Here is a 25,548-nt window from a genome sequence, read left to right on the forward strand (position 1 = left end):
CTCACTGCAGCCTTGGGACTCCCCATGCTGGGGGCTCTCGTACTCGCTATTTCATGCCGTTGGACCGAGGCCACGGCTCGCCTGTTTGCCATCGTGGTCTCGGTGTTACCCGTATTGTTACTGGCCTGGGTGTGGCTACAGTTCGACCTGCAAGGTGCTCTCTTCCAGTTCGTCGAGGAGGTGCCCTGGGTCCCCAGCCTGGGTATGGGGTACAGGTTGGGCGTGGATGGCATTGCGCTGGCCGTGGCGACGATGAGCGCAGTTGTCTTCGCTGCCAGTATCGCTTACCCCGTCAACACCCAGAACCAGCCTCGGCAGTACTATGCCTGGATGCTTTTTCTGCAGTCCGTGTCACTCGGGGTCTTTCTGGCGTTGGACTTGCTGCTCTTCTATGTCTTTTTCGATTTGAGTCTAGTGGGAATGTTTTTCCTGATCGGTCGATGGGGGCACGGCCAGGCTCAGCTAGCCGCATTCAAGTTCTTTCTTTACACCTTCTGCGGCTCGCTGCTGCTGCTGTTGGCGATCATCGGGCTTTATCTATCGGTCGAACCGCATACCTTTGACATGCGTGTGCTGATCGAACAGCAGCCACTCGCGGGGGCGGGAGTCACTGGCGGTCTGGTGTTCCTCGCCCTGATGCTTGGCTTCGCCATCAAGACGCCGGTCGTGCCCGTCCATACGTGGCTGCCGCAAGCGCATGTCGATGCCCCGGGTCCGGCCTCGGCGATCCTTGCCGGAGTGCTGCTCAAGATGGGCACTTACGGGATCATCCGCATTCCGTTTTCGATGATGGCAGAGACGTTCTCCCGTTATGCCCTGATCATCGCGCTTTTGGCTGTCGTATCCATTCTCTATGGCGCCTTCGTGGCACTCGGCCAGAAGAATTTGAAGCGACGTATTGCCTACACCTCGATCAATCACATGGGCTATACGGTGCTCGGGATTGCGGTGGCTGGCGCATTGGTTCAGGAGGCGGGATACGCTCGTGAGTTGGCTCTGGTAGGGGCCACGGTGCAAATGGTGGCGCACGGCCTGATTACCGGGGCGCTGTTCCTGATCTGTGGCTCGTTCTGGCAGCGCACCGAGGAGTACGATCTGGACAGTTATGGGGGGCTGCTCCGGCAGGCCCCGCTGCTGACCGCGTTTGCCGTGCTCGCGTCGTTTGCCAGTCTAGGCCTTCCTGGCCTGGCCGGCTTTGTGGCGGAATTCCATATCTTTGTCGGTACCTTTGGCGTCTATCCCTGGCTCGCCGTCATTGGCGTGCTGGGCATTCTGGTCACGGCTGCCTTGTTTTTACAGATGCTGCAGAAATTGTTCTTTGGAACGATGCCTCAACGCTGGGACCAGTTCGAGGATCTGCATGCCACAGAGTGGGGAGTGCTCGCCGTGCTGTCGGCAGGTTTCGTGGTCATCGGCGTCGCACCGCAGTTCCTGCTGACGTTGATAGAAGCCTCCGCGACGCTGTTGGTGGGAGGCCACTGATGCCTATCGGTGACGTACTGCCGGAAATCAGTCTGACGCTTGGCGCCGTGATTATTGTTCTGTTCGCTACCTTTACTCGGCAGCAACAGCATCACTGGGCAGCCGTTCTGGCCCTGCTGACAATTGCCCTTGGTGCGGGGCTGACTCTTGCGCAGTGGGATGGACCGCCGCAGCTGACGTTCTCCGGGGTCTGGGCGCTGGATGGTATGGCGATCTCCAGCAAGCTGGTGGTGCTGATCGCCGGGGCGCTTGTCGTCGCGATGTCGCCTGAATGGATGCAGACCGATCGCCGACATGGTGAGTACTACGCATTGCTCCTGTTCGCCCTGCTGGGCGTCGTCATGATGGCGTCAGCCAGCGATACCATGGAGTTGGTGCTGGGCGTGCTGTTGTCCTCGGTGGCCAGTTACCCATTGGCTGCCTACCACCGTGGCTGGGCGCCTGCTCTGGAAGCCGGCATGAAGTATTTTCTGATCGGCGCTCTTACCAATGCCTTGCTGACGATCGGTGTGGTGGTGGTGTTCGGCCTGACCGGCAATACCGGCTATACGGAAGTCGCCCAGGGGCTGGCTGGAGGAAGTGACAGCCTGGCACTGACCATCGCCACCGCTTGTATCGTGCTGGGCCTGACTTTCAAGCTGGCAGCTTTCCCGGCCCATGCCTGGATGCCCGATGTCGCCCAGGGCTCACCGGCCCCGGCAGCTGCCTTTCTGACCGTGATCCCCAAAATTGGCGCCGCCGTCGCGTTGGCGCGCTTTGTGTCCCTGCTACCGCCAGACGTCGCCTGGCGAGCGATTGTCGCTGTGATCTCTGTCACGACCATGACGCTGGGCAATGTGGCTGCACTGCGGCAGACAGACGTGCGGCGCCTGCTGGGCTGGTCATCGGTCTCCCAGTCCGGATATGCCCTGATGGCGATCGTGGTAATGGGCGTTGGCGATCAGGCTTTGCCCGCATTGGTGTTGTTTCTCGCGAGCTACGCCATTGCCAATCTCGCGGCCTTCGCTGTGGTCACATACCTAAGAGGGCGCACCGCACTAGCGGATTACCAAGGTTTGGTGAAAAACGCACCGATCGCCACCCTGGTTCTGATCATGTCGCTGCTATCTTTGGTCGGTATCCCACCTCTTGTCGGATTTTTCGGCAAGCTGATGCTATTCAAGGTCACGCTCGAAGGAGGATACGCCTGGCTGGCATTCGCGGCCGCCGCCAATACCGTCGTCTCGCTGTTTTATTATCTGCGCATCGTTGCCTCAATGATGTTCGCCAATTCCAGGCCCGTCGTTCATGTGCTGCCAGGCCAATGGACGAGGATCACGATGGTCATTGCCGGCCTATTGATCCTGGCTATTGGCTTGGGGGCGGAAGTCCTGGTCGAATATACAAGTGCCATCGGATTCGCGATGTAGCGGCTAGCAGGCCGAGTATGCCTGTTAGCCATTCATGGAGTTGTACTCAGGAGGGAATCACTTATGTCACCTGCTCAAGATTTGGCTATCGAAACGCCCGATAGCATCCACGCGAAAGAATGGCTACGCGCCTATCAGCGGGTCCGTGCCGCCACCGAAATGATCTGCGCGCCGCTGCACAAGGAAGACTACATGGTGCAGAGCATGTCGGACGTCAGTCCGCCCAAGTGGCATCTCGCCCATGTCAGCTGGTTCTTCGAAGCGTTTATCCTTGAGCCTTTTCATCCCGCTTATCAGACTCTCGATCCCGCGTACGACTACCTTTTCAACTCCTATTACGAGACCCACGGTACGCCGTTTCCGCGTTCCGACCGCGGCATGATTTCACGACCTACCGTTGACGACGTCTATCGCTATCGCGCGCATATTGACCGTGCGATGGAAGAACTACTCAACGACCCACCGCAGGAACACCTGCCGGAGATCCTCCGGCGTGTCGAACTGGGACTCCCTCACGAGCAGCAGCACCAGGAGCTGCTGTTCATGGATATCAAGCATATTCTGGCCCAGAACCCGCTCGGCCCCGTCTACCGAGACGACCTGGCGCCGCCGTCCGCACTTGAGGCCGGCGAGCTTCGGTGGCATGGCTATCCCGCCGGGGTTCGGCTGATTGGGCATGATGAAGCCGAGAAGGGTTTTGCCTACGACAACGAGATGGGGCGACACCGTCAGTTCGTCGAAGCCTTCCAGATCACCGACCGCCCGGTGACCAATGGCGAGTTCCTCGCGTTCATGCAGGCGGGAGGATACGACAGGCCCGATCATTGGTTGGCGGACGGCTGGGCCACGGTCAAGACCGAGGGGTGGAAGTCACCGCTCTATTGGGTCGAGCGAGATGGCATCTGGCATCACTTTACGCTGGGCGGCCTGGTGCCGGTCGATCTGAATGCGCCTGTCTGCCACGTCAGCTTCTTTGAAGCCGACGCCTATGCCCAGTGGGCCGGTGCACGCTTGCCGACCGAAGCCGAGTGGGAAACGGTAGCTCGTGATGTACCCATGCAGGGTAACTTCGTCGAGCAGGACCACCTGCATCCGGTCGCGGCTACACCGTCCACGGAAGTGCCAGAACAGATGTTCGGTGATGTCTGGGAGTGGACCGGCAGCGCCTATCGGCCTTATCCGGGGTTCAAAAAGTTGCCAGGGAGCTTGGGCGAGTACAACGGCAAGTTCATGTCGGGGCAGATGGTCCTGCGTGGCGGCTGTTGCGCCACGCCGAAAGACCATATCCGTTCAACCTATCGAAACTTCTTTCCCCCACATGCCCGCTGGGCATTCTCGGGATTCCGTCTGGCACGGGAGGCACGAGCATGACCATGATGTCGAACACGGCAACGGCCGTGCACTTCTACGATCAACAGCCTCCGGTTGCCTCGATGTCGCTACGAGACGAGCTGCTTCAAGGCCTGAGGTCGACGCCCAAGACGGCATCGCCCAAGTTCTTCTATGATCTGCGCGGTTCGGAGCTGTTCGACCAGATCTGCGTACAGCCGGAGTATTATCCCACACGCACGGAAGAAGCGATCCTGTGCGATGCCGCCGATGACATCGCCAATGTGGTGGGGCGGGACGCCACACTGATCGAGCTGGGTAGCGGAGCGAGCCGCAAGGTTCGCTTGTTGCTCGAGGCGGTGCGACCGACGAGCTATCTGGGCATCGATATTTCCCGTGATTTCCTGCTGAATAGCACACGCCGTCTCGCCGCCGACTATCCCTGGCTGGAGGTTCATGCCGCCTGTGCCGACTTTTCTCGGCGCATGACGATGCCCGAAGGAATGGCGTGTGATCATCCGGTAGCGTTCTTTCCCGGCTCGAGCATCGGCAACTTCACACCGCAGGAAGCGGAGTCATTTCTACAGGGCCTGCACTCATTGCTGCCTGCGGGCAGTGGCCTGCTGGTCGGCGTCGACCTGGTCAAGGACAACACAATCATCAACGCCGCCTACAATGATGTAGCGGGGGTAACGGCCGCCTTCAACCTCAATCTGCTCGAGCGGCTGCGCAGCGAATTCGAGGCCGATCTCGATCCGAAACGCTTTTCGCATCTGGCGTTCTACAACGAAGCACAGTCGCGTATCGAGATGCACCTGGTCAGCGATATTATCCAGGAGATCGAGGTGGCCGGCGAGGTCTTCCGCTTCGAGGCGGGAGAGACCCTGCATACCGAGAATTCCTATAAATACACGATCGAGGGATTCCAGGCTTTAGCTGGACGTGCGGGCTTTCAAGCTAGAGCTGAGTGGGTCGATGACGCCGCTCTGTTTAGTGTTCATTATCTAGAGAGATAGATACTATCTCTCTTAACCGCTCAAAAATCACAAAAGTAGCATTGGTTGGTTTAGTGCGGATACTGCACAACCCCATCGCTGCTGCCTGACAGCCCTCGGCGCCTTGGGTTGAACAAATATCAGTGGCGCCGGGGCCCGGTCATTCGGCGGATTATGCCGTCACGGCGTATCAGGCCGTGCCAAAGCAGTGCCATACCGGCATGAACGATAATCAGCGTTAGCAGGGTTCAGCCCAGCCAGCCATGCCACTGGCGAGCGAACATCATGCGCTTGCTGTTGGCGCTGCCACCGTCGAATAGCGGAATGCCCAGCGGCGTGAAGGGCTGGCCGCCGAGCCAAGTCATGTAGAGCCCGAGGGCGGGTATTCCCAGTATCAGCAGATAGAGTAGTAGATAAGAAAAAGCCGCTATTCTTCCCAGTTTGCCGGCATAGGCGGGGCGGCGAGGCAGATTGATCAGCGCCCAGAGTGCGCGAAGCGCGATCAGCCCCAACAGCAACGTTCCCAGCGGCCGATGGGTAGAAAGCCAAGCCTGTACCCATGGTGCATGCCCCTATAGCACCTTGGCTGTCATGCCGCCGAGTTGCCAAATCAGCAGAGCGCCGATTCTCCAGTGTAGCCAGCGGCTGGTCCGGCCGTAGTGCGTTGGTGTGTCCTTCCATGGTAACGATGCCATTATGATCCTCGTTCATTCGCGTGATTTGACGCTCAGTACCAGGCGCGCAAACCCACGACCATTGCCGTTGTCGATTCATTTTCATCGTAGTTGCGTTCATGACTGATCCCTACGTAGGGGCTAAATTCGCGCATCAGGTCGTAGCTCAATCGCAGGCCGAGCTCGCTACTGTTGATACCGCGGTCAAGGTCGTACTCAGGCACATCCTGGAACGACGCGGAGAGTTCCAGCCGTGGCTGCAGGATCAGTCGTTGGGTGAGTCTCATTTCGTATTCGAACTCGGCGCTTGCGCTGACATCACCCTCGTCACTGACGTATAGAGCGGTGTCGGTTTCCACCATCAGCGGCGCCAGACCCTGAAAGCCCACGACCGCAAAGCGTCGGTCGGGATCCGGATTGAAGCTCTGGCGTACGCCAGCCTGCAAGTTCCAGAACGGCGAAACCAGGCGGCTGTAGAGCAGTTGGAGGTCGCTATTTTCGGGGCTGCCACCGTCGACTGGGCCATCGCCCTCGCTTTTCCACCAGAACCGGTTAGTGTCGTTGCCGATCCAGCCTTGTGCATCCCATAACCACGCATTGGGTGCACCGTTACTGTCACGGTATTCGAGCCGATCAATCATTATTTGGCTGAATAGCGCGTCGTCATGTATCGGCTCGTTCCACTCAGTGGGAGAGCCGCTACGTTCATTCAGGGATCCGTCGGGGATGACCTCGTCCACGTTGGCACGACCGTGATCGTCGGCGACGGCGATGGCGGGCAACCAGAGGGCGGTGATCAGAAATGCGCCACGGTACGTGATTTTGCCGTTAAACATGATCGAACGCCTCCGCCGGGGCTACCCGTACCACCCGGAACATCCCGGCTTCCATGTGGTAAAGCATATGGCAGTGGAAGGCCCAACGCCCTGGCTCATCGACGGTGATTAACAGAGATGCACGCGAAGCCGGTAGCACGCTAATTGTATGCTTGAATGGCAGGTAATCCCCTTGGTCGTTCTCCAGCTCCATGAACATGCCGTGCAGGTGGATGGGATGCTCCATCATGGTGTCGTTGACCAGGATCAGGCGAATGCGGTCACCCAGCACGATGTCGATCGGCGCGGCGTCAGAGTATTTCACGCCGTCGAACGACCATATGTAGCGCTCCATATTGCCGGTCAGGTGTAGCTCGATCGTCCGCGACGGCGGGCGTCGGTCGCGCATCGGCTTAACGTTGCGCAACTGGCTGTAGGTGAGTACGCGATGATCGACAGCCTCGAGCCCGGTGCCCCGCTCACCGAGCCGGTCGCGTTGCACCTCGGCCACGTTGAGGTTGCCGGGACCATGACCGCCGGGTTCATGGCGTGCCACGACTGGCCCGGGATCGCCGACACCCATGCCAGCCATCCCGGCCATGGCGTCATGTCCCCCTCCGCCGTGGTTCATACCCGACATGGCACCATCGTTCATGCCGCCCATGCCACTTTGTCCCCCTTTGCCATGACTCATACCCGACATGCCGCTATCGTTCATGCCGCCCATGGCACTGTTCTCTCCCTCTCCATGGTCCATACCGGTCATGGTACCGGCGGCCATGCCGCCCATGGCGCCGTCCGTCATGTTCATACCCATGTCGATCATGGTGCGTTGGGGTGGTTCTCTCAATGCCGGTACCGCCGCCCGCATGCCGGCGCGAGGCGCCAAGGTGCCTCGCGCGTAGCCGCTGCGATCCATGGATTCCGCCATCAGCGTATAGGCGGTGCCGGCTTGGGGTTCGACCACGACGTCAAAGGTTTCCGCGACACCGATTTGGAACTCATCGGTCTCTACCGGCTCCACTTCCTGGCCGTCGGCGCCAACCACTGTCATCGACAGGCCGGGAATACGGAAGTTGAAGTAGGTCATGGCCGAGGCATTGATGACCCGCAGTCGTATGCGCTCTCCTGGCTGGAATAGTCCTTCCCATCCCACCGCCGAGTGGCGGCCGTTCATCAGGTAGGTATAGGTTGATCCTGTGATGTCGGCGATATCATTAGGGCTCATACGCATGTTATTCCATGCGAGCCGATCCCGGAGCGTCGACATCCAGCCATCCTTCTCCACGGCCTCGAAGAAATCGCCTGCCGTGCGTTCGTTGTAGTTGTAATAATCGCTCTGGCTTTTCAACCGTGCCATCACCCGATCCGGGTCTTCAAAGGTCCAGTCGTTGAGCATGATCACGTATTCACGATCGGTCTGTACTCGGTGTGGTGTCGCGGGATGAATGACAAGCGGGCCAGTCAGCCCGATCTGCTCCTGCAAGCCGGAGTGACTGTGATACCAATAGGTACCGCTCTGCCGCACGGGGAATATCGCTTCGAAGCTATCGCCGGGTGCGATGCCGGGAAATGAAACGCCTGGCACACCGTCCATCTCGAATGGCAGCATCAAACCGTGCCAGTGGATAGAGGTATCCTGATCGAGGTGGTTGTGGATACGCAGGCGCGCCCCTTGTCCCTCCCACAGTTCGATTAGCGGCGCAGGGATCGAATGATTGATGGTGATGCCGCTACCGTGGCCACCGGCAATGTCTACCCGTTCACGACGTACGTCGAAATCCAGCAAGACTGGGCGGGGTTGGCCGCCCACCACTTGAGCGGCGATTCCACTTCGGGGCGAGAGGGCGTCGCCCCGCGCGTAGCTCGGTAGCAACGACTCCAGCCCTGCCAGCGCACCGGTGCCCGCTAGCGCGATCAGAAGACGGCGACGATCGCCATCGATCGAGCGATGTTTCATGACGTTCCTTTCCTGAAGTTCCAATGGCGTGCCTATCCGAAATTCTAGGGGCGTGTGACCAGCACTTGATTCAGCACGATCTTTTGCTTTCTCCCGGCCTGGAATAAACCGAGTCTGTCGACGGCGAACGATAGCCGGGGACGATCTAATGTGACATGACCACCGTTCTGAGCCTTGGCAATCATGGGTAGTCAGTAGACTCCGGCAGCCTGAAAATACGCTGAAAGGAAATGCCGCCTGAGAAGATATCGGCAGTGTGTTTTAGGAAGAGGTCAGAGTGATTTCGACACGCAGCCCGCCCAGCCGTGACCGGTCATAGGTCACACGAGCGCCGTAACGGTCGGCGAGCTGTGCCAGAATGGAGAGCCCTAGGCCATGCCCACGGTACTGTTCATCGAGCCTCACACCGCGCTGCCCTAGCCGCTCTAGCATGGCGTCGGGTACACCTGGGCCATCATCCTCGAGTCTCAGGCGGCACGGCGAGGCAAGCAGAGTCAGTTCGACGCGTTGTCGCGCCCATTTTCCAGCGTTGTCGAGCACGATACCCAGCATCTCCATACCGTCCTGACGTTCCAGGGGCATCTGGAAATCAACGACGGCGGTATCATCGAGAACGAAGACTCGGTCGGGATAAAGGGTGCGAAACATTTCCAGCAGGGAGATTACCTCTGCCATGCCGGTATGTTGCTGACCGGTAGACTGGCCGGCGATACGCGAGTGGCGCAGCTCGCTCTCCAGCTTCTCGTCGATATCATCGAGCCGTTCGAGGATGCGCGTTCGGCGTGTCTCATTCAGCGCCCGCTTCGAGCGCAGGGCCTGCATGACTGCCGTCAGGGGGGTCCTGATGGCATGAGACAAGTTGGCGAGTGACTCCCGTGAGCGCTGCTGACGACGTTCATGTTCGTCGAGAAGCGTATTGAGTTGATCGATCGGAGCTTTCAGCTCGGAAACGGTCTTGATGTCTAGACGACGGCGTTCGCCGCGTTGCAGCTCAATGAGCTGGCGGGACAGCTGACCGAACGGGCGCAGGGCCCGGTTGACCGCAAACAGGTTGAGCAACACCAGCATTAGCAGCAGTGCCAGGGCCGCCGCACCGATCCACCAGTGCAGTCTGGTCAATCCTCGCTCGATACCGGCAAAATCCTCCCCTGCCGTCAGGGTGGCCGGTTCGCCACCCAGAGAGAATCGAGTCCGCCATAACAACAGGTGATGACCACGCCAACGCACCAGTTGGGCGCCTTCTGCTGACTCCTGAACCGGCAATGACTTCAGCGCATCATAGGTGCTGTAAATACGGTTTTGGGTACGCAACAGGTAGAAATGGTGAGAGGTATCAGCGGGGCTAGCGTCGGGTGGCAGTGATAAGGCTCCTGGCCCGTCTATGCGTAGACGACGTACGACCAGTTCGGACTCCTGCTGCAGGCGATCAGCGAGAAAATTTCGCGCCAACTGGTTCAGCAGCAGTCCATGCAGCACCCACGTGCTGCCCACCATCACCAGTGCGGCCAGGCCCAGGCTGCCCAGCAGTCGCAGGCGCAGGCTTCGCCAGTTAGGCCGAGACAAGCATGTACCCCTCGCCGCGCCGAGTCACGATACGCTCGCGTCCGAGCCGGTGACGTAACCTGCCGATGTAGACTTCGACGAGATTGGGCGCTGCAGCGTCCTGTTCGAGAGCGTAGAGCTGGTCGAGCAAGTGGCGCTTGGAGTGAACGCGATCGGGGTGGCGCATCAGATAGCGCAGCAGCCGAAATTCGGTGGAGGTCAACGTTTGCCACTCCTGGTGTGCCAGACTGAACTGCTGGCGTGCCTCGTCGAGACGAATATCGTTGACCTCCAGAAGGGTTGAGAAAGTATGTGCTTGGCGGCGCAGTAGCGCCTGCAACCGGGCCAGCAACTCTTGTTCGTGATAAGGCTTGGTGACGTAGTCGTCTGCGCCAGCGCGAAGCCCCTCGACCTTGTCCATCCAGCTATCTCTCGCGGTCAGAATCAGTATCGGCACCGACCATTTAACCCTCCGCCAACCGGCAAGTAGGCTTACCCCCGCGCCGTCTGGTAGACCAAGGTCTAGAATCACCAGCGTGTAGTCCTCGCTAGCCGATAGCGCGGCTGCCGATTTCATACTGGGCGCAATGTCGGTACGGTAGCCGGCGTCGTCCAGCAGCTCGGCAAGGCTCTCGGCCAGAAGTTCGTCATCCTCGACGAGTAGGACTTTCATTTTTCTCAATGGTCTGTTGGATTTTGCTCGATAGGTTAGACGTGTAGCCTGAAAACTTCCTGAAAGCGTTGGTCACCCAGCTTCCGGGCGATGCCAGTAGCGTCGAGGGCGGGCGATGAAAACCGACTGGCCTCGCTCTTACGCAAGACGACTATCACGATTCGTCCGCACTCAGCTGGCTAACCCTACTCCAGCCTCGGTCTCCGGGTCGGCGGCACAGTGCTGCGGCTCGACGGTAACGTGCACCAACGATGGGCATCGCGCCTGGATACGCTGCTTGTAGACGGCAGGTGACTTGGGGTCATGCGACACGACCGAGACGATGGCGGCATGAATATTCGGGCCGATGGCCCAGAGGTGCAGGTCGCTGATTCGTGCGCCATCATTCTCGATGGCTTGTCTGACGCCCTGCTCCAAGTCGCTGCGCTGCTGATCAAGCAGCACGCGGGAGGTATCCTTTAACAGATGCCATGACCACCGGGTGATGAGTACCGCGCCGACGATACCCATAATCGGGTCCATCCAGTTCCAGCCTGCGTACTTTCCGGCCAACAGGGCGGCAATCGCCAACAGCGAGGTCAAGGCATCGGCGAGTACGTGGAAGTAGGCGGCTCGACGATTGTGGTCGTGATGATGTCCATGATGATGGTCGTGACTATGGCCGTGGTCGTGATTCTCTCCGCCCAGTATCCAGGCCGATACGCTGTTGATGACCAGGCCTATGACGGCCACGAAAATAGCCCCGTTGAACGAGATCGCGACCGGGTGGATAAAGCGGTCGATGCTTTCGATCACCATGTACAGTGCGAAACCGGCTAATAGAATGGCGCCGGCGAACCCGCCTAGCGCGTTGACCTTACCGGTGCCGAATGAGAACTGTGTATTGCCTGCGTTCCGGCGAGCGTATGCATAGGCGAAGGCCGCAATGCCCAGGGCGACGGCATGAGAGCCCATATGTAGGCCATCGGCCAAAAGCGCCATCGAGCCATAAAGGACACCCGCTAAAATCTCCCAAACCATCATGGCAAGCGTCAGGCCGACGACGATGAGAGAGCGTGTTTCGCCGGATTGTTTTTGGTCTTGGCCGAAAACGTGATCGTGTTGCCATTCCTCGAGTGGGTGATGATGCATTCCGTAGCGCTCCAGATTGATGGTCATTACACGATGACCGGCAAGGCGGCCACGTTGGTTTTGTCGATGGTGATGCGCTGGCCTTTATATTGGCAATTGATTTAACGTTATAAATTATTTGGCATTGTTCTGGGGGCATGCTTTCCCAAGGAGCCGTCATGAATACCTTCGCTCTCTCGAAAGGCTGGCCCAACGTCGCTAATGCCAGTCAGTTAAGCCTGTTCTCACCCGGCTGATGATGAGATCTTCCCGTATAAGATCCACGGGTACGGGAAGATTCATGCAGTTCAGCGACGCCATTCATGCCATCGCCAAGGTGGCACCCGACGATTTCTCCAGCCTCTCCGATATACTCTCCCCTGAGCTGATCGATACCTGCCTCGAGCAAGCTACCGGTCACGACTACATGCCCGACGGCCGCGAACCGCAGTGGCAGAGCACGGTGCGTGAGCACAACAAGCACCGTCTCGGCGAGAGCAGCGAGACTGAATATGTCGAACTGCGCCATCGCCGCGATGGCGAACTGCCCATGCCGAAGCTGATCCTGCACGCGCTGCAGGTCAATATCCTCGGCGGCCGCCTCCCTGACCCGGAGGACAACGACAAGCGCTATCTGAAAATTCCGCTTGATGCCCTGGTGGGCGCTTCTTGGGAGTAAGACAGCGCTGCCGTCCGCTCGCTGATCTCATCCTGGCATCATCGGCGCATGTTAGGCTGCGCCGCGATAGGCTTTCGAGGCAATGAAACAGGGAGATGGGGATGCGCGTACTGCTCGTCGAAGATGACGCACCAGTAGCGGCGGGCGTCGAGGCCGGATTGGCACTGAGCGACTTCGTGGTCGATACCGTCGCCACGCTGGACGGTGCACGCGGGGCGCTGACCGCGATCGATTACGATGCTGTCGTGCTCGACCGCCGTCTTCCCGATGGCGATGGCCTGACGCTATTGCAACAGTGGCGTCGGGCGGGTGTTGCCAAGCCAGTGCTGATGCTGACGGCGAAAGATGCCGTGGTCAGCCGTGTCGAGGGTCTCCAGGGCGGGGCCGACGACTATCTGGTCAAACCGTTCGATCTGGATGAATTGACCGCGAGACTGCAGGCCTTGCTGCGCCGCGCAGCTGGGCAGGTCGACCGCTCGCTGCGTCATGGCAGTCTGGCGCTGGACCCCGTGGCCCGCAGCGTGACGCTGGATGGTGTGCCGGTGGCGTTGGTACGTCGCGAATTGATGTTGCTGGAAGCGCTGATCCGGGCGCGCGGAGGGATACTGAGTACTGATCAATTGAAGGATCGCCTTTACGGCATCGACGACGAGATCGAGAGCAACGCGCTCAACGTGCATATCTATCAGCTGCGTCGTAAGTTGGGGCACCATGTGATCGAGACGGTCCGGGGAGTCGGTTATCGTCTCGGCGCCCTCCCCACCAATACGCCATCCCATGGCAGCACGCCATCATGAGTCTGCGCCTGCGCCTCGTCGCCACGCTGGGGATCACATTGATGCTGCTGTGGGGAATCACGACGGCGTGGTCGATGCGCGATCTGTCGACCCAGCTAGAGCGCTCGCTGGATCAGCGCCTGGCACAATCGGCGCGCATGGTGGCAGGCTTGCTAGATCATGCGCCAGCGGCGGGGTGGAACGGCGAGAAAGGCGAAACCTCTTCCAACGCCGCGCTCGATGGTGTTGCCTGTCGCATTTCTTCGCTGCGCGGAGAGGTAGTTGCCGGCACGCACCCGGACATGAACGACGTTCTTTCGGTCAATGACGAGGGTTACAGCTATCGCTACTACAATGAGCAGCGCTGGCGTGTCTACACCCTGGTCGATGATGACAAGCGAATCACCGTGGCGGATCGTTTGCAGGAGCGGGAGTCGCTGTTGGCGCAAGTTCGCCGCGCGGCGTTCTATCCGTTTCTGCTCGCGCTGATCGGCAGTCTCGTTGCGCTGTGGTGGGGCGTGACTCGTGGGCTATCGCCAGTTTCGAAGCTACAGCGGCGACTGATCTTGCGCGATCATGATGACCTCTCGGCATTGCCCGTCCGTGGGCTGCCAAGAGAAATAAGGCCGTTGATCGATGGTTTTAACGCCTTGCTTGCACGAACTCGGCGCATGCTCGAGCTGGAACAACGTTTCACCGACGATGCGGCTCACGAGTTGCGCACGCCCTTGACCGCCATTCGCACCCATCTCCAGATCGCACGACGCGTCGACGGCGATCCCCGCCGGGAAGCGATGCAACAGGCCGAGGCAGGCGTGGGGCGGCTAACGAAAACGCTCGATCAGTTGCTTTTGCTGGCCCGCATGGAGAGTGATGAGATCACGCGGGGGAGCCTTGACCCCACGCCCCTCGCCGAGGCGCTGGAAACCGCGATGGTGGAAACCGGCAGCCATGATCGCTGCCACTGGAACGAGCCGGTAAACCGTATCCACGTGGAGTTATCCGAGGCGCTGCTGGTGATTGCGCTGCGTAATCTGCTCGAGAACGCGATGCGCCATGGTTTGCCTGGCGGGCCGATCGAAATCGAGGCGCATGAAACGAATGGTGTGGCGGTAATCGACATCATCAACCAGGGAGAAGCCATTCCATCCGAACAGCTCGCCCACCTGACGGAGCGGTTTCATCGCGGGAATCACCCTCAGGGCAGCGGTCTCGGGCTCTCCATCGTCGAAGCGATCGTCACCCGTGCCGGTGGCCGAGTGACGTTCGCATCCGGAGACGGCGTCGGGCTACGGGTGACGCTCTCGTTACCTTCGACTTGAGTTGCCGTCGGGTTGATCTCTTTTTGAGGCGCCGAAACGTTCGGGGCGACAGATTCCTGGATGATTGATTCCTGGTCGATATATTTCAGGGTGCGAAAGGTCAGGGCGAGATAGCTCAGGGCGCGGCGCTACCCATGACGGCGCGCAGCTTGTCCGGCCTGGGCGCCCCCATGGCCTTGTGTACCTCGCCATCGCTGTCCTGGTTGAAGGTCACGGGGGGCCGTAAAGTTGTCCATCGCGCATCGTCTGCGTGTTGTCGCTTACCCACTGCTCGCTTTGATCATTGCCTTCGTTGTTTGGCATGGCGCCAGTACGATAGTGCTCGGCGATCGCGCCGCCAGGGTTATCCGCGCTGAGAAGCGATGCCGGCGCCGAGGATTAGCGCGAGCCGCAGTGATGTCATGCGAAGATTATGGAAGGGCATGCGTGTCGTCTCCAAGTTGGAAGATAAGGGTTTGGCAAGGTCAGAGGTGGAAAATCAGGGTTCGAGTCGCTCGAGGCTGCGATCAAGCGTGGCGCGAGAAAGCTCGCCGAAGTGGGTGTCGATAAGCGTACCCTCCGCGTCGTAATAGAGCGTGGTCGGCATGGCTACGGCGCCGACCTTCTTGCCAAACGCCATGTCTGGATCCCGATAGACGTGGTCGAGCGTGAGAGACTCTCGTTGCAGAAAAGTATTGACCGCGCCGACACTTTCGCCCTGGTTGACGAATACGAACATCACGTCGTTGTGCTCTTGCTGGGCCTGTTCCAGCATCGGCATCTCGCGACGACATGGAGGACACCAGCTCGCCCAGACGTTGACCACCATAGGCCGGTGGGCTCCACGTTGGATATCAGGAAGTGCGATGCGGTTACTGTCGAGCATGACTAAAGGCGTAGTGGGAATCGTCGCGCTGCCTGGGGCCATCAGTGCTAGTGCGCCAGCCGTCAGTGTCCACACTAGCGCGCCTGAAAAGACCGCAGCGCCCAGCGGACGGCGTTCATCGGGATGGCGCCAGAGACGCCAGGTCAGATAGACGAAGGCGATGGCAAGGCCAGCTAGCGGTTCGAAGCCGCGGTCTCGGATATCCAGCCAGGACCAGAACGTGTCGTAGCTCTCCCAGTAGCGAGCGACGAAAACGATCCGCGCCCCGACAAGGCCCATGAATAAGACGTTGAACAAATGATCGCCGACACTGATCTTTCGGCGGCGGCCAACCCAGGCGCCGACGATCAGCGCGACGACCATTGACAAGACCAGCAAGAGCTGTCCCAGGCTCAGGCCTAGCGAGCCGATGGCAATGCTGCGATCCAGCGCGTTCATGTGTTACTCCCAGTCGTATCGTTGGTGGTTCGCCGGGCTTGATCGAAGCGCTCGAGAAACGCCTCAGCATCCAGTTCACCGATGATCCTAGCGTTTCGCCGCTCCTGGCCGTCCGGACCGAACCACATCAGTGTCGGTGGGCCGACGACGTTGAATTTCTGCATGATGACCTTATCTGAAGCATCATAGTCGGTGACATCGATACTCAACCGCTGCACGTCCTGGAGTTCGTTCTTGACGGTCGGATCGCCGAACACTTCTCGTTTGATCACTTCACAGGACACACACCAGTCGGCGGTGAATTCAACCAATGTCATCTGACCGTTGTTGGCGGCTGCCTGGACACGACGTTCGAGCGTAGTCAGGTCTTCGACGCCATCGAATGCGATAGGTCCGGACTCGTTGGTGTCTTTAGAGGTCGTTTCCCCTCCGCTCACGACGTAGACCGACAGTGGTCGCCACGGATCAGTGGTGCCTCCGGCAGCGCCAATCAGGACCAGTGAGCTCCACAGACCGATGATCGCAGCGCTGGCAATCGCGACCTGGGAAATGCAACTCGTGGTGTTGCCACGTGCAAGGGCCACAAGAGATACCGCGAAGCCCAATCCCAGCGCACCCCACAAGCCGAGAACAATGGAGTCGGGGATGACCCGGGCGGCGAACCAAATCGCCATTCCCAGCAGTACGAAGCCGAAAATGCCCTTGACACGGTTCATCCAGGCACCGGGCTTGGGTAGCAACCGGCTACCAGCGGTGCCGATCACTACCAATGGGGTGCCCATGCCGAGACCCAGGGCAAGTAGTGCGGCGCCACCAAGCCACGGATTGCCCGTCTCCGCGATGAAGAGCAGGGCGCCAGCCAGCGGCGCGGTCATGCAGGGGCCCACTAGCAGAGCGGAGAGAACGCCCATGACAGCAACGCCCTTGAATCGCCCGCCGCGCTGTTTCGATAGCCCGGCATCCAGGCGTCGACGTAACGCTCTCGGCAGTTCGAGTTCGAAGACACCGAACATGGCGAGTGCCAGCACTACGAACAGGACCGAGAAGATGCTGATGAACCAGACGTTCTGGAACAGCATCTGCAGATTGGCTCCGGCCATGGCGGCGGCAACGCCCAGCGCGGCGTAGGCGGCGGCCATGGGCAGGACATAGGCGAGAGAGAGTGCGAAACCGGATGTCCGCCGAGTCTCTTCGCTGCGGCGTTGGGCGACGATCAGGCTTGAGAGGATCGGAGCCATCGGCAATACGCAGGGTGTGAAGGTCAACAGCAGGCCCATGCCGAAGAAGGCGGCCAGTGTCCAGACCCAGTTACCGCCAACCAGTTGTGCTGCCAATTGTTGATCTTCCGCCATCGTTGCTCCTGCCTGGGTGGCGGGGCCCGATGCGGTAGGTGATGATGTTGTGGATGACGCAAAGGGAGCGTTCGGGGCAGCGGGCGACGCGTTCGTTGCCGAGCCGTTCGTCGTTGCTGTGTCGTTCCCCGAGTCGCCGACGACAGGTTCCAGGTCGAAGGTCCGCTGTTGGGGCGGATAGCAGAGACCGGCATCGGCGCAACCCTGCCAATGAAGGGTAATGGTATCGGCATCGCCGGGTCGAGTGGTCATGCTCAATGCGTGACGGTAGATCTCGGAGCGGCCGAAGTACTCGTCTTCGATAGTCTCCCCGTCAGGTATATCGAGCGATAGCTCGCTGTCTCCCGCTTCCGCAGAGAAGCTGTGGCGGTAGAGGTAGTAACCGGGTTCGATCTGCCAATCGATCTCCAGTGCGTCGCCGTCCTGTGACAACGTGGGTTCGAAGGCCTGATCCGGGGGGAGAAACTCATCTTGTTGCCCGAATGGATCCTGGGCCATGGCCAACGTGGCGACGCTGAATAAGGCCAGCATCAGTAGCCATCGCACGAGCTTCGATCGTATAAGGCCGAGCCCTGCCTTCATCCCTGGTCGCATTTCCCACACTCCTGATTCGGTGCCGGCTAGGATGATCCATGGGGATGAGCTGAAAATGAATCTCTATTGCCGTCTCTGTTCTAGATGTGTATTCGTAAAAAGAAATGTCGATCCCGGTGTCGAGCCGTCCAGTCGGGCCTGAGTGCGGTGTTGGCTTTGGGAAGGTACGGGTTCGTGACCACCTCTCTGAAGGTGCTCGGACGTCGACGTCGTTAGCCGGTCAGCGGCGCGGCTGTCGATCTCATGCTGGGCGCGATGTCGGTACGATAGCCGGCGTCGTCCAGCAGCTCGGCAAGGCTCTCGGCCAGAAGTTCGTCATCCTCGACGAGTAGAACTTTCATTTTCTCAACGGCCTGTTGGGCTTTGTCCGATAGATTAGACACGCAGCCTGAAAACTTCCTGAAAGCGTGAGCAGCATTCCATCGCTCAGCGCTAGCTATATGCAGACTCGACTGCTCCGCATCATCAGCTCTCACGATCAGAGAGTGGTGAGCGAGCTCAATGGTACGGATTAGGATCGGGAATCTTCTCGTCGATAAAGGAGACTGGATCGGGATTCGCGCATTACGTTACCGTGTTCTGGTCATATTAGGGAAACGCTGCATAATCCCCCCGCAACTGCCTGATCGCCACCGGCGGGGTAAAATCTAACCATCCCGCCACCGTCTGACAGAGCTATCCGATGAAGCAGATCCCATTTGCCCAGGCAGAGCACCAGAACAAGAAGAAGGTCACCCGTCGAGAGCGATTCCTGGCCCAGATGGAGATCCTGGTGCCTTGGTAACGGCAGATCGACGCGCTGTCGCCTTCCTACTTTCCGAACGCGGCAGGTAAGCGGGGTCGGCAGCCCCTCGGCCTGAGGTGCATGCTGCGGGTCTATTTCTTACAGCAGTGGTATGTGCTCGCCGATGAGGCGCTCGAAGACGCCATCTACGACAGCCAGGTCATGCGTGATTTCATCGGACTCGATCTGGCCATCGAAAGCGTGTCGGACGCGACCACGCTGCTGCGCTTCCGCCATCTGCTGGAGAAGCATGCCCTGACCCAGCGGATCTTCGAGGAGATCAACGCCAGTTTGGCGGGCAGGGCCTTGTTTTGGTGGAGGGCACCATAGTCGCCGCCGCGCCCTCCACCAAGGACAAGGCCAAGCAGCGCGATCCGGAGATGAAGCAGACCAAGAAGGGCAACCAATGGTTTTTTAACATGAAGGCCCATATGGCGCCGATGCGGTCACCGGGTTGATTCACAGTGTCGCTGCCACTTGGCCAACGTCGCCGATGTCACCATGGCGGGCCACCTGGTCCGAGAAGATGACAAGCGGGTATACGGCGACGCGGGTTATACCAAGATGTGGAAGCATCTGGACGAAGAGAATGATGCCCCGGATCCCTAGTGCTGTGACGCCGCCAAACGCGGCGCTATCAAGAAGATGGAAGACAGCCCCATGAAAACGCTGCTGCTGGCGATCGTGAAGGCAAAGGCCAGCATCCGCGCCAAGGTCGAGCACTCGTTTCATGCCATCAAGAACCTCTTCGACTACCGGAAGGTGCGCTATAAGGGGCTGGCCAAAGAACCAGCCTCAGTTATTCAGCCTGTTCGGGCTGGCCAACCTGATGTTGGCGGCACGATGCGAAGGCCGAGTTGACGGGGCCAGTGTGTCTTGATTTAGCTTGGCAGCCAGGAAAACCTGGCTGCCAGGTAAAACAGGCCACCTGAGATGGTCATGTAATGACCGCTGAGACGATGATCTGGCCACGCTGAACGGTTCAGCCGACCAGAACCGAATTGTTTAGCGATTCCCTAGGGGTTGACCTTAAAGTTTACTTTAAGGCTATCGTACGTAGTGCATCATCAACCCCAATTTGAGGATAGCGTGATGACTTTGCAGCTTGGAGAGATAGCTCCCGATTTTACGGTGGAATCCACGGAAGGCACGCTCAGCTTCCATGAATGGCTTGGCGACAGCTGGGCCGTATTATTCTCGCACCCGGCCGACTACACACCGGTCTGTACGACAGAACTTGGTGCTTTTGCCAGGCGCAAGAGCGAGTTCGATAAGCGTGGCGCCAAGTTGATCGGTGTATCCGTCGATCCGCTCGACTCTCACAACGGCTGGGCCGGGGATATCGAGAAGACTCAGGGCACGGCGCTGAACTACCCATTGCTGGCCGACGAGGATCAGGTGGTCGCAGAGCTGTATGGGATGATTCACCCCAAGGCTGACCCTAAGGTGACGGTGCGTACCGTTTTTATTATCGACCCCGACAAGAAGATCCGACTTACTCTGACCTACCCGCCCAGCACAGGGCGCAACGTCGATGAGATCCTACGCGTCATCGATTCGCTCCAGTTGACCGGCAAGCACAAGGTGGCGACGCCTGTGGATTGGCAGAATGGGGAAGACGTTATCATCGCTCCCTCATTGTCGAGTGAGGAAGCCAAGGAGCGTTTTCCCGAAGGTTGGGACGAAAAGACACCGTACCTACGCGTAGTACGCCAGCCCAAATAACTGACGAGGTTGTCTTGGCGGCTCGGCCTGGTCGGGCCGCCTAGTCGTTTCGCTGAGGTGGTGCCAATGAAGACATTAAGTATTGGAGAGTTGGCCGAACACTGCGGAATTGCCAGCCAGGCGATCCGCTACTATGAGCAGGAAAAGCTCATGCCAAGGCCCCAGCGAACGGAATCGAATTATCGCCGCTATCCTGAGCATGCGGTAGCAAGACTTCAGTTTATCCTTCAGGCCAAACAGTGGGGTTTCACTCTCGATGAGATTCGTGAGTTGCTGATTCTCCAAGATGCCAATGGCAACCGGGCTCAGGCTAAACGCATTGCGGAAGAGAAGTTAGTAAAAATTAGAGAGCAGATCAAACATCTCTCCAAGATCGAGACAGTACTTTCGAAAACGCTCTCTGAATGCTCTGGAGAGGGGGCTATGAAGGGGTGTCCCATTGTCGAGGCAATCGCCGAAGAGAAGCAGAAAAGCGTTTATCGAGACAGCTGACGTAGCGATGCATGGCGCCAATCATCCAGGTTTCAAGCAATCGACGATCCAGCGAGGAGACAGGAAATGACAGAACGAATCGATATCAGTATACGCGGGATGTCTTGTGCCTCCTGTGTTGGCCGCGTGGAGCGCGCGCTTAGGCAGCAGCCCGGCGTCACCGAGGCACAGGTGAACCTCGCCACCGAAAAGGCCACGGTTGCGTTCGAGGAACGCGCCGATCCCGGCCAGTTTGTCGATGCCGTCGAAAAGGCAGGCTATCAGCCCGTCGTCGAAACCGCCGAGATTCCTGTCATCGGGATGACTTGTGGTTCCTGTGTCTCGCGCGTGGAGCGAGCGATCGAGAAGCTGCCGGGCATTCTCCAGGCCAGCGTGAATCTCACTACGCAAAAGGCCTTTGTAAGGTTTCTGCCTGACATGGTCTCGTTGCCTCGTATCCATCACGCCATCAAGGGTGCGGGCTATGAACCGCAGGTTAATGCTGATGAAAGTGTCCAGTCGGAGCGTGAAGATCAAGAGGGTACCCAGCTTCGCAATAAAGTGATGCTCGCCGCAGCGTTCACGATTCCTGTGGTTCTGATCGCCATGGGCAAGATGATTCCGTCCCTGGATGCGCTCTTATCGCACGTGATGCCACACCGGGGCTGGATGGGGATCGAATGGTTATTGACCACTCCCGTCCTGTTCTACGCGGGGGCTCGTTTCTATCGCTCCGGCTATGCCGAGCTCCGGCATGCCAACCCGGGCATGAATAGCCTGGTCATGATCGGCTCGAGCGCAGCCTATTTCTATTCACTCGCTGCCCTGTTGATACCTGGGTTCTTCCCTGCGGGTACTGCCGTAAGCTACTTCGAGGCGGCGGCGGTCATCGTGACGCTCATCCTGTTGGGGCGCTACTTCGAGCACATCGCCAAGGGCCGTACCTCCCAGGCGATCAAGAAGCTTCTGCAACTGCAGGCGAAGACGGCCCGTGTCGTTCGTGATGGCGAAACGGCCGAAGTGCCGATCGAGGCCGTCGTGCCCGGCGATCGTATCCTGGCCCGCCCCGGCGAGCGCATCCCGGTGGATGGCGTCGTCGAGGAGGGCCACTCCTACGTCGACGAATCGATGATCAGTGGTGAGCCAGTGCCGGTGATGAAAGGGAAAGATGCCGAGGTGGTCGGTGGCACGATCAATAAGAACGGCGCACTCACCTTCCGCGCGACGCGGGTCGGCGCCGATACGGTACTTTCACAGATCGTCAAGATGGTGGAGTCGGCACAGGCCGAGAAGCCACCGATCCAACAGCTTGCCGATAAGATCGCTGGCTTGTTCGTGCCAGTGGTCCTCGTTATCGCGCTGATCACTTTCGCGGTATGGCTCGGCTTCGGGCCGGCCCCGGCACTGTCCTTCGCCTTTGTCACGACGGTCAGCGTGTTGCTGATTGCCTGCCCTTGCGCCATGGGCCTGGCGACGCCGACCGCGATCATGGTGGGTACCGGCAAAGGCGCCGAGATGGGCGTGCTGTTTCGCAAGGGGGCGGCACTTGAGACGCTTGCCAAGATGAGTATGGTCGTGTTGGACAAGACTGGCACGCTGACCCGGGGCCGGCCCGAGCTCACTGATTTCATCATGGTCGATGGGGACGAAAACGAGGTGCTGCGCTGGGTGGCTGCGATCGAGGCGCAGAGCGAACACCCCATCGCCGAGGCCATCGTGCGCGGCGCGAAGGAGCGTGGTCTCGAACTGCCGGCCGTCAGCCATTTTAGCGCCGAGCCGGGCTATGGCATCGAAGCCGAAGTGGCGGGCCACCGGCTGCACGTGGGCGCCGATCGTTACATGAGGCGGCTAGGTATCGGGCTGGGCGAATCAGAAGCGCGTGCCAAGACGCTCGCTGAAGAGGCCAAGAGCCCGCTCTATGCGGCGGTGGACGGTAAGCTCGCGGCAGTGATCGCGATCGCCGACCCGCTCAAGGAAGGTTCGGCCGAGGCTATCATGTCACTCAAGGCGCTGGGTCTGGAGGTGGCGATGCTCACCGGCGACAATCGCGCCACGGCCGATGCTATCGCCAGACAGGTCGGTATCCAGCAAGTGCTCGCCGAGGTGCTGCCGGACCAGAAAGCCTCCGAGATCAGGCGCCTGCAGGACGAGGGCCGCAGTGTCGCGTTCGTAGGCGACGGTATCAACGATGCGCCGGCGTTGGCGCAGGCCGACGTGGGCATCGCTATCGGCACGGGTACGGATATCGCCATCGAGGCCGGTGATGTGGTGCTCATGCGTGGCGATCTAAGAGGTATCGTCAATGCTGCGGCGCTCTCCCGGCGGACCCGCAAGACCATCCTCAGCAACTTTGCCTGGGCTTACGGCTATAACTTGACGCTGATCCCGGTAGCGGCGGGCGTGCTATATCCATTTAACGGCTTCCTGCTCAACCCCATGTTGGCCGCCGGAGCCATGAGTCTATCCAGCGTATTTGTGCTGACCAATTCTCTGCGGCTGCGTCGCTTTCGGCCCGACACCGGCGAGTCTTCATCGAGGGCTATCAGCGAGCCTCAGGCTGATCAAATGCACCATGCCTGAACAATTAATCAATTATTTTAGGAGGCCGTCATGATGGGGAGCGAAGCATGCACATGGGGCATGGCGGGCATGGGGCTGATATCCATCCTGCTGGTTATTGCGCTGGTACTGGGTGTCGCTGCACTCGTCAAATACTTGTTTTCCAGTAAAAAGCGCGAAAAGTAGCTTGAGCGGTTACGAGGCGATGCAGCATTGGGGGCGTCTACGCCCCATATCGGACTGGTTGGGAAGGAGCGCTCTCAGACAGGATTGATGCTCGTTATTTTCGTATCGCGGTTGGTGCCGTTTATTTCATTCGATGCCGTCAGTTATGCGGTGGGTCTCACACCGCTTGCCTTTTGGCGTTTTTTTATTGCCACGCTGGCTGGCGTGATTTCGACAACGTACTTGATCATCACATTCGGTGAAGTACTCATTGCTACTGATTCCAGGGGCTTGACGGTCGCGTTGATTCTTGTTGGCGGTATTACGCTTGTGCCGATCTTGGCGAAACTCATTTGGAGTTGGCATCGATAACGAAGAGATGGCCCGAATTGTCGAGAACGACAGACTTATCACAAGCGTTGAGCCGTTGATATGAACGGGCTATCAATAGATGAGGAAGCATCATGTTGCAATATCCCCAAATAGATCCCGTGGCCATTACCATCGGGCCTTTGCAAATTCATTGGTATGGCCTTATGTACGTGGTCGGCCTGGCTGCCGCCTGGTGGTTGGGCCGCCGCCGTGCCGATCGCCTGGGCCTGAGCCACGACGATATCGGCGACCTGATCTTTTACGGCGCCTTGGGCGTGATACTGGGCGGTCGTATTGGCTATGCCCTGTTCTATGGGCTCGATCAGCTGATGGCCAATCCCTTATGGCTATTCAAGATATGGGAAGGGGGTATGAGCTTTCATGGCGGGTTGACTGGCGTGCTGATTGCTGCCTTGTTATTTGCCCGCAAGCATCGTCTGGCCTTTTTCCAGTTGACCGACTTTATCGCCCCGCTGGTGCCGCTTGGCCTGGGCGCGGGGCGGCTCGGCAACTTCATCAATCACGAATTGCCGGGACGAGTCAGCGATATGCCTTGGGCCATGGTATGGCCGCCCATGATGGGGTTGGGGCCGGAGCCACGCCACCCTTCATCGCTGTACGAATTCGCCCTGGAAGGCGTCGTGATGTTCGTCGTGCTGTGGTGGTTCTCGAGCCGGCCCCGCCAACGTGGCATGACGTCCGGTCTGTTCCTGCTGCTTTATGGTGTCTTCCGCTTTGCCGTGGAGTTCGTGCGCCGTCCCGACCCCCAGTTGGGCTTTATCGCCTTTGACTGGCTGACCATGGGCCAGTTACTGAGTTTGCCGATGATCTTTGCCGGATTGGCACTCATGGCTTGGGCCAGTCGAGAGTCGGTCGATAATGCCAGTAGGGCGACTGCCCAATGAAAAAAATTGGTCTGCTACTTTTGCTGTTTTTTGTAGCAGGCCAAGCGCCTGCCAGCGAGAGTTCTTCTTGGAGGAGGGGCCAGGGAAGGGCATTCGCCGACCCTTTCCTAGGGAAGTTTCTACCGGTTAATAAAGCGTTTAAGGCCAGTGCATGGCGAAGTGATGAACGGCTATACGTTAGATTTCTCAATGCCCCTGGCTACTACCTTCATCGCCACAGTTTTACTCTTGAAAGTCGCGGCCCGGCGGTAAGCGTCGACCCTAGATAGTAACCATTGATTCCGAGAGTTTGAGTTTTTTCCCCTCGTAGAAATTGCTCGCCCCTTTTTGTAAACCGAGATCGTATGTGCGTACCCTGTCGCGGATTTCTCCGGCAAGTACAGGCGGGATGGCAAGCGGCCTGAGGGAAGCAGCGAAAGCGCGCTCGCCGAGCAGCAGCCGTTGCAATCCGTATCCCAAACCATTGGTGAACGCCGCCACACTTCCGCTGACAAGCAAGCCCTTTACTACCGTTCTTCTCGTAACCATGTTGCTTTTCAAGTCCTTCAAGAT

22 protein-coding genes and 2 pseudogenes are annotated in these 25,548 nt (G+C 59.0%); 14 read left to right on the plus strand and 10 right to left on the minus strand.

Annotated features, from left to right (window positions below; translation table 11 throughout):
- Positions 1-12: 12 nt before the first annotated feature.
- The 4 genes from DOM57_RS08580 (at position 13) to egtD (ending at position 5,236) form a co-directional block, all read left to right on the plus strand.
- Positions 13-1,482 (plus strand): complex I subunit 4 family protein, encoded by a 1,470-nt coding sequence (locus tag DOM57_RS08580; RefSeq protein ID WP_275425967.1) that lies wholly within the window; start codon positions 13-15, stop codon positions 1,480-1,482.
- Positions 1,482-2,891 (plus strand): NADH-quinone oxidoreductase subunit N, encoded by a 1,410-nt coding sequence (locus tag DOM57_RS08585; RefSeq protein WP_110648801.1) that lies wholly within the window; start codon positions 1,482-1,484, stop codon positions 2,889-2,891. Before DOM57_RS08580 ends, DOM57_RS08585 begins: the two co-directional genes overlap by 1 nt.
- A 63-nt stretch (positions 2,892-2,954) precedes the next feature.
- Positions 2,955-4,262 carry an ergothioneine biosynthesis protein EgtB gene (egtB, locus tag DOM57_RS08590; RefSeq protein WP_110648802.1) on the plus strand — a complete coding sequence of 436 codons (1,308 nt, stop codon included), beginning with the start codon at positions 2,955-2,957 and terminating at the stop codon, positions 4,260-4,262.
- Complete coding sequence (gene egtD / locus DOM57_RS08595; protein ID WP_110648803.1) at positions 4,259-5,236, plus strand: L-histidine N(alpha)-methyltransferase; 978 nt, start codon at positions 4,259-4,261, stop codon at positions 5,234-5,236. The genes egtB and egtD overlap by 4 nt, the downstream gene beginning before the upstream one ends.
- Before the next feature lie 227 nt (positions 5,237-5,463).
- On the opposite strand, the pseudogene DOM57_RS08600 reads toward egtD, so the two are convergent.
- From DOM57_RS08600 to dmeF, 6 genes and pseudogenes are all read right to left on the minus strand, one after another.
- Positions 5,464-5,763: pseudogene (locus DOM57_RS08600) on the minus strand (cytochrome b/b6 domain-containing protein); the annotation flags it as partial.
- Positions 5,764-5,942: 179 nt separating this feature from the next.
- Entirely contained in the window at positions 5,943-6,725 is a 783-nt protein-coding gene (locus tag DOM57_RS08605) for a copper resistance protein B (RefSeq protein WP_110648805.1), read from the minus strand.
- A complete protein-coding gene (locus DOM57_RS08610; RefSeq protein WP_110648806.1) occupies positions 6,718-8,664 on the minus strand; it encodes a copper resistance system multicopper oxidase in 1,947 nt (648 codons plus the stop codon). Before DOM57_RS08610 ends, DOM57_RS08605 begins: the two co-directional genes overlap by 8 nt.
- 261 nt (positions 8,665-8,925) lie before the next feature.
- Positions 8,926-10,227 carry a sensor histidine kinase gene (locus DOM57_RS08615; protein WP_110648807.1) on the minus strand — a complete coding sequence of 434 codons (1,302 nt, stop codon included), beginning with the start codon at positions 10,225-10,227 and terminating at the stop codon, positions 8,926-8,928.
- Complete coding sequence (locus DOM57_RS08620; protein WP_110648808.1) at positions 10,214-10,879, minus strand: response regulator; 666 nt, start codon at positions 10,877-10,879, stop codon at positions 10,214-10,216. The genes DOM57_RS08615 and DOM57_RS08620 overlap by 14 nt, the downstream gene beginning before the upstream one ends.
- Positions 10,880-11,050: 171 nt before the next feature.
- Positions 11,051-12,037, minus strand: a complete 987-nt coding sequence (dmeF, locus tag DOM57_RS08625; RefSeq protein ID WP_239496162.1) for a CDF family Co(II)/Ni(II) efflux transporter DmeF — start codon at positions 12,035-12,037, stop codon at positions 11,051-11,053.
- Between the two features lie 253 nt (positions 12,038-12,290).
- Here dmeF and DOM57_RS08630 point away from each other — a divergent pair, with 253 nt between their 5' ends.
- The 3 genes from DOM57_RS08630 to DOM57_RS08640 all read left to right on the plus strand — a co-directional run bounded on the left by DOM57_RS08630 (position 12,291) and on the right by DOM57_RS08640 (position 14,766).
- Positions 12,291-12,668 (plus strand): hypothetical protein, encoded by a 378-nt coding sequence (locus DOM57_RS08630; protein ID WP_239496163.1) that lies wholly within the window; start codon positions 12,291-12,293, stop codon positions 12,666-12,668.
- Between the two features lie 101 nt (positions 12,669-12,769).
- Positions 12,770-13,465 (plus strand): response regulator, encoded by a 696-nt coding sequence (locus DOM57_RS08635; protein ID WP_110648810.1) that lies wholly within the window; start codon positions 12,770-12,772, stop codon positions 13,463-13,465.
- A complete protein-coding gene (locus tag DOM57_RS08640) occupies positions 13,462-14,766 on the plus strand; it encodes an ATP-binding protein (protein ID WP_110648811.1) in 1,305 nt (434 codons plus the stop codon). The genes DOM57_RS08635 and DOM57_RS08640 overlap by 4 nt, the downstream gene beginning before the upstream one ends.
- Before the next feature lie 478 nt (positions 14,767-15,244).
- On the opposite strand, the gene DOM57_RS08645 is transcribed toward DOM57_RS08640, so the two are convergent.
- From DOM57_RS08645 to DOM57_RS22545, 3 genes are all read right to left on the minus strand, one after another.
- On the minus strand, positions 15,245-16,069 hold the full coding sequence (locus DOM57_RS08645) for a TlpA family protein disulfide reductase (protein ID WP_110648812.1): 825 nt from the start codon (positions 16,067-16,069) through the stop codon (positions 15,245-15,247).
- Complete coding sequence (gene dsbD / locus DOM57_RS08650) at positions 16,066-18,003, minus strand: protein-disulfide reductase DsbD (protein WP_110648846.1); 1,938 nt, start codon at positions 18,001-18,003, stop codon at positions 16,066-16,068. Before dsbD ends, DOM57_RS08645 begins: the two co-directional genes overlap by 4 nt.
- Before the next feature lie 224 nt (positions 18,004-18,227).
- Positions 18,228-18,356, minus strand: a complete 129-nt coding sequence (locus DOM57_RS22545) for a hypothetical protein (protein WP_275425963.1) — start codon at positions 18,354-18,356, stop codon at positions 18,228-18,230.
- Between the two features lie 341 nt (positions 18,357-18,697).
- On the opposite strand from DOM57_RS22545, the pseudogene DOM57_RS08660 reads away from it, so the two are divergent.
- The 7 genes and pseudogenes from DOM57_RS08660 (at position 18,698) to lgt (ending at position 24,996) form a co-directional block, all read left to right on the plus strand.
- Positions 18,698-19,679 (plus strand): annotated as a pseudogene (locus DOM57_RS08660) (IS5 family transposase).
- 212 nt (positions 19,680-19,891) lie between these two features.
- Positions 19,892-20,524, plus strand: a complete 633-nt coding sequence (locus DOM57_RS08665; RefSeq protein WP_110648813.1) for a peroxiredoxin — start codon at positions 19,892-19,894, stop codon at positions 20,522-20,524.
- Between the two features lie 66 nt (positions 20,525-20,590).
- Positions 20,591-21,016: a MerR family transcriptional regulator gene (locus DOM57_RS08670; protein ID WP_110648814.1), complete on the plus strand. Its 426-nt coding sequence runs from the start codon at positions 20,591-20,593 to the stop codon at positions 21,014-21,016.
- 66 nt (positions 21,017-21,082) lie between these two features.
- Positions 21,083-23,575 carry a heavy metal translocating P-type ATPase gene (locus tag DOM57_RS08675; RefSeq protein ID WP_110648815.1) on the plus strand — a complete coding sequence of 831 codons (2,493 nt, stop codon included), beginning with the start codon at positions 21,083-21,085 and terminating at the stop codon, positions 23,573-23,575.
- 30 nt (positions 23,576-23,605) lie between these two features.
- Positions 23,606-23,740, plus strand: coding sequence for a hypothetical protein (locus DOM57_RS22550; RefSeq protein ID WP_275425964.1), 135 nt, complete (start codon positions 23,606-23,608; stop codon positions 23,738-23,740).
- Between the two features lie 87 nt (positions 23,741-23,827).
- Positions 23,828-24,091 (plus strand): VTT domain-containing protein, encoded by a 264-nt coding sequence (locus tag DOM57_RS08680; RefSeq protein ID WP_204352900.1) that lies wholly within the window; start codon positions 23,828-23,830, stop codon positions 24,089-24,091.
- Between the two features lie 92 nt (positions 24,092-24,183).
- A complete protein-coding gene (lgt, locus tag DOM57_RS08685) occupies positions 24,184-24,996 on the plus strand; it encodes a prolipoprotein diacylglyceryl transferase (protein ID WP_110648816.1) in 813 nt (270 codons plus the stop codon).
- A 261-nt stretch (positions 24,997-25,257) separates the two neighbouring features.
- On the opposite strand, the gene DOM57_RS08690 is transcribed toward lgt, so the two are convergent.
- Complete coding sequence (locus DOM57_RS08690; protein ID WP_162619499.1) at positions 25,258-25,545, minus strand: hypothetical protein; 288 nt, start codon at positions 25,543-25,545, stop codon at positions 25,258-25,260.
- Between the last annotated feature and the right edge of the window lie 3 nt (positions 25,546-25,548).

The organism is Salinicola peritrichatus (assembly GCF_003206715.1).
In the GTDB taxonomy this organism is placed as follows: Bacteria; Pseudomonadota; Gammaproteobacteria; order Pseudomonadales; family Halomonadaceae; genus Salinicola; species Salinicola peritrichatus.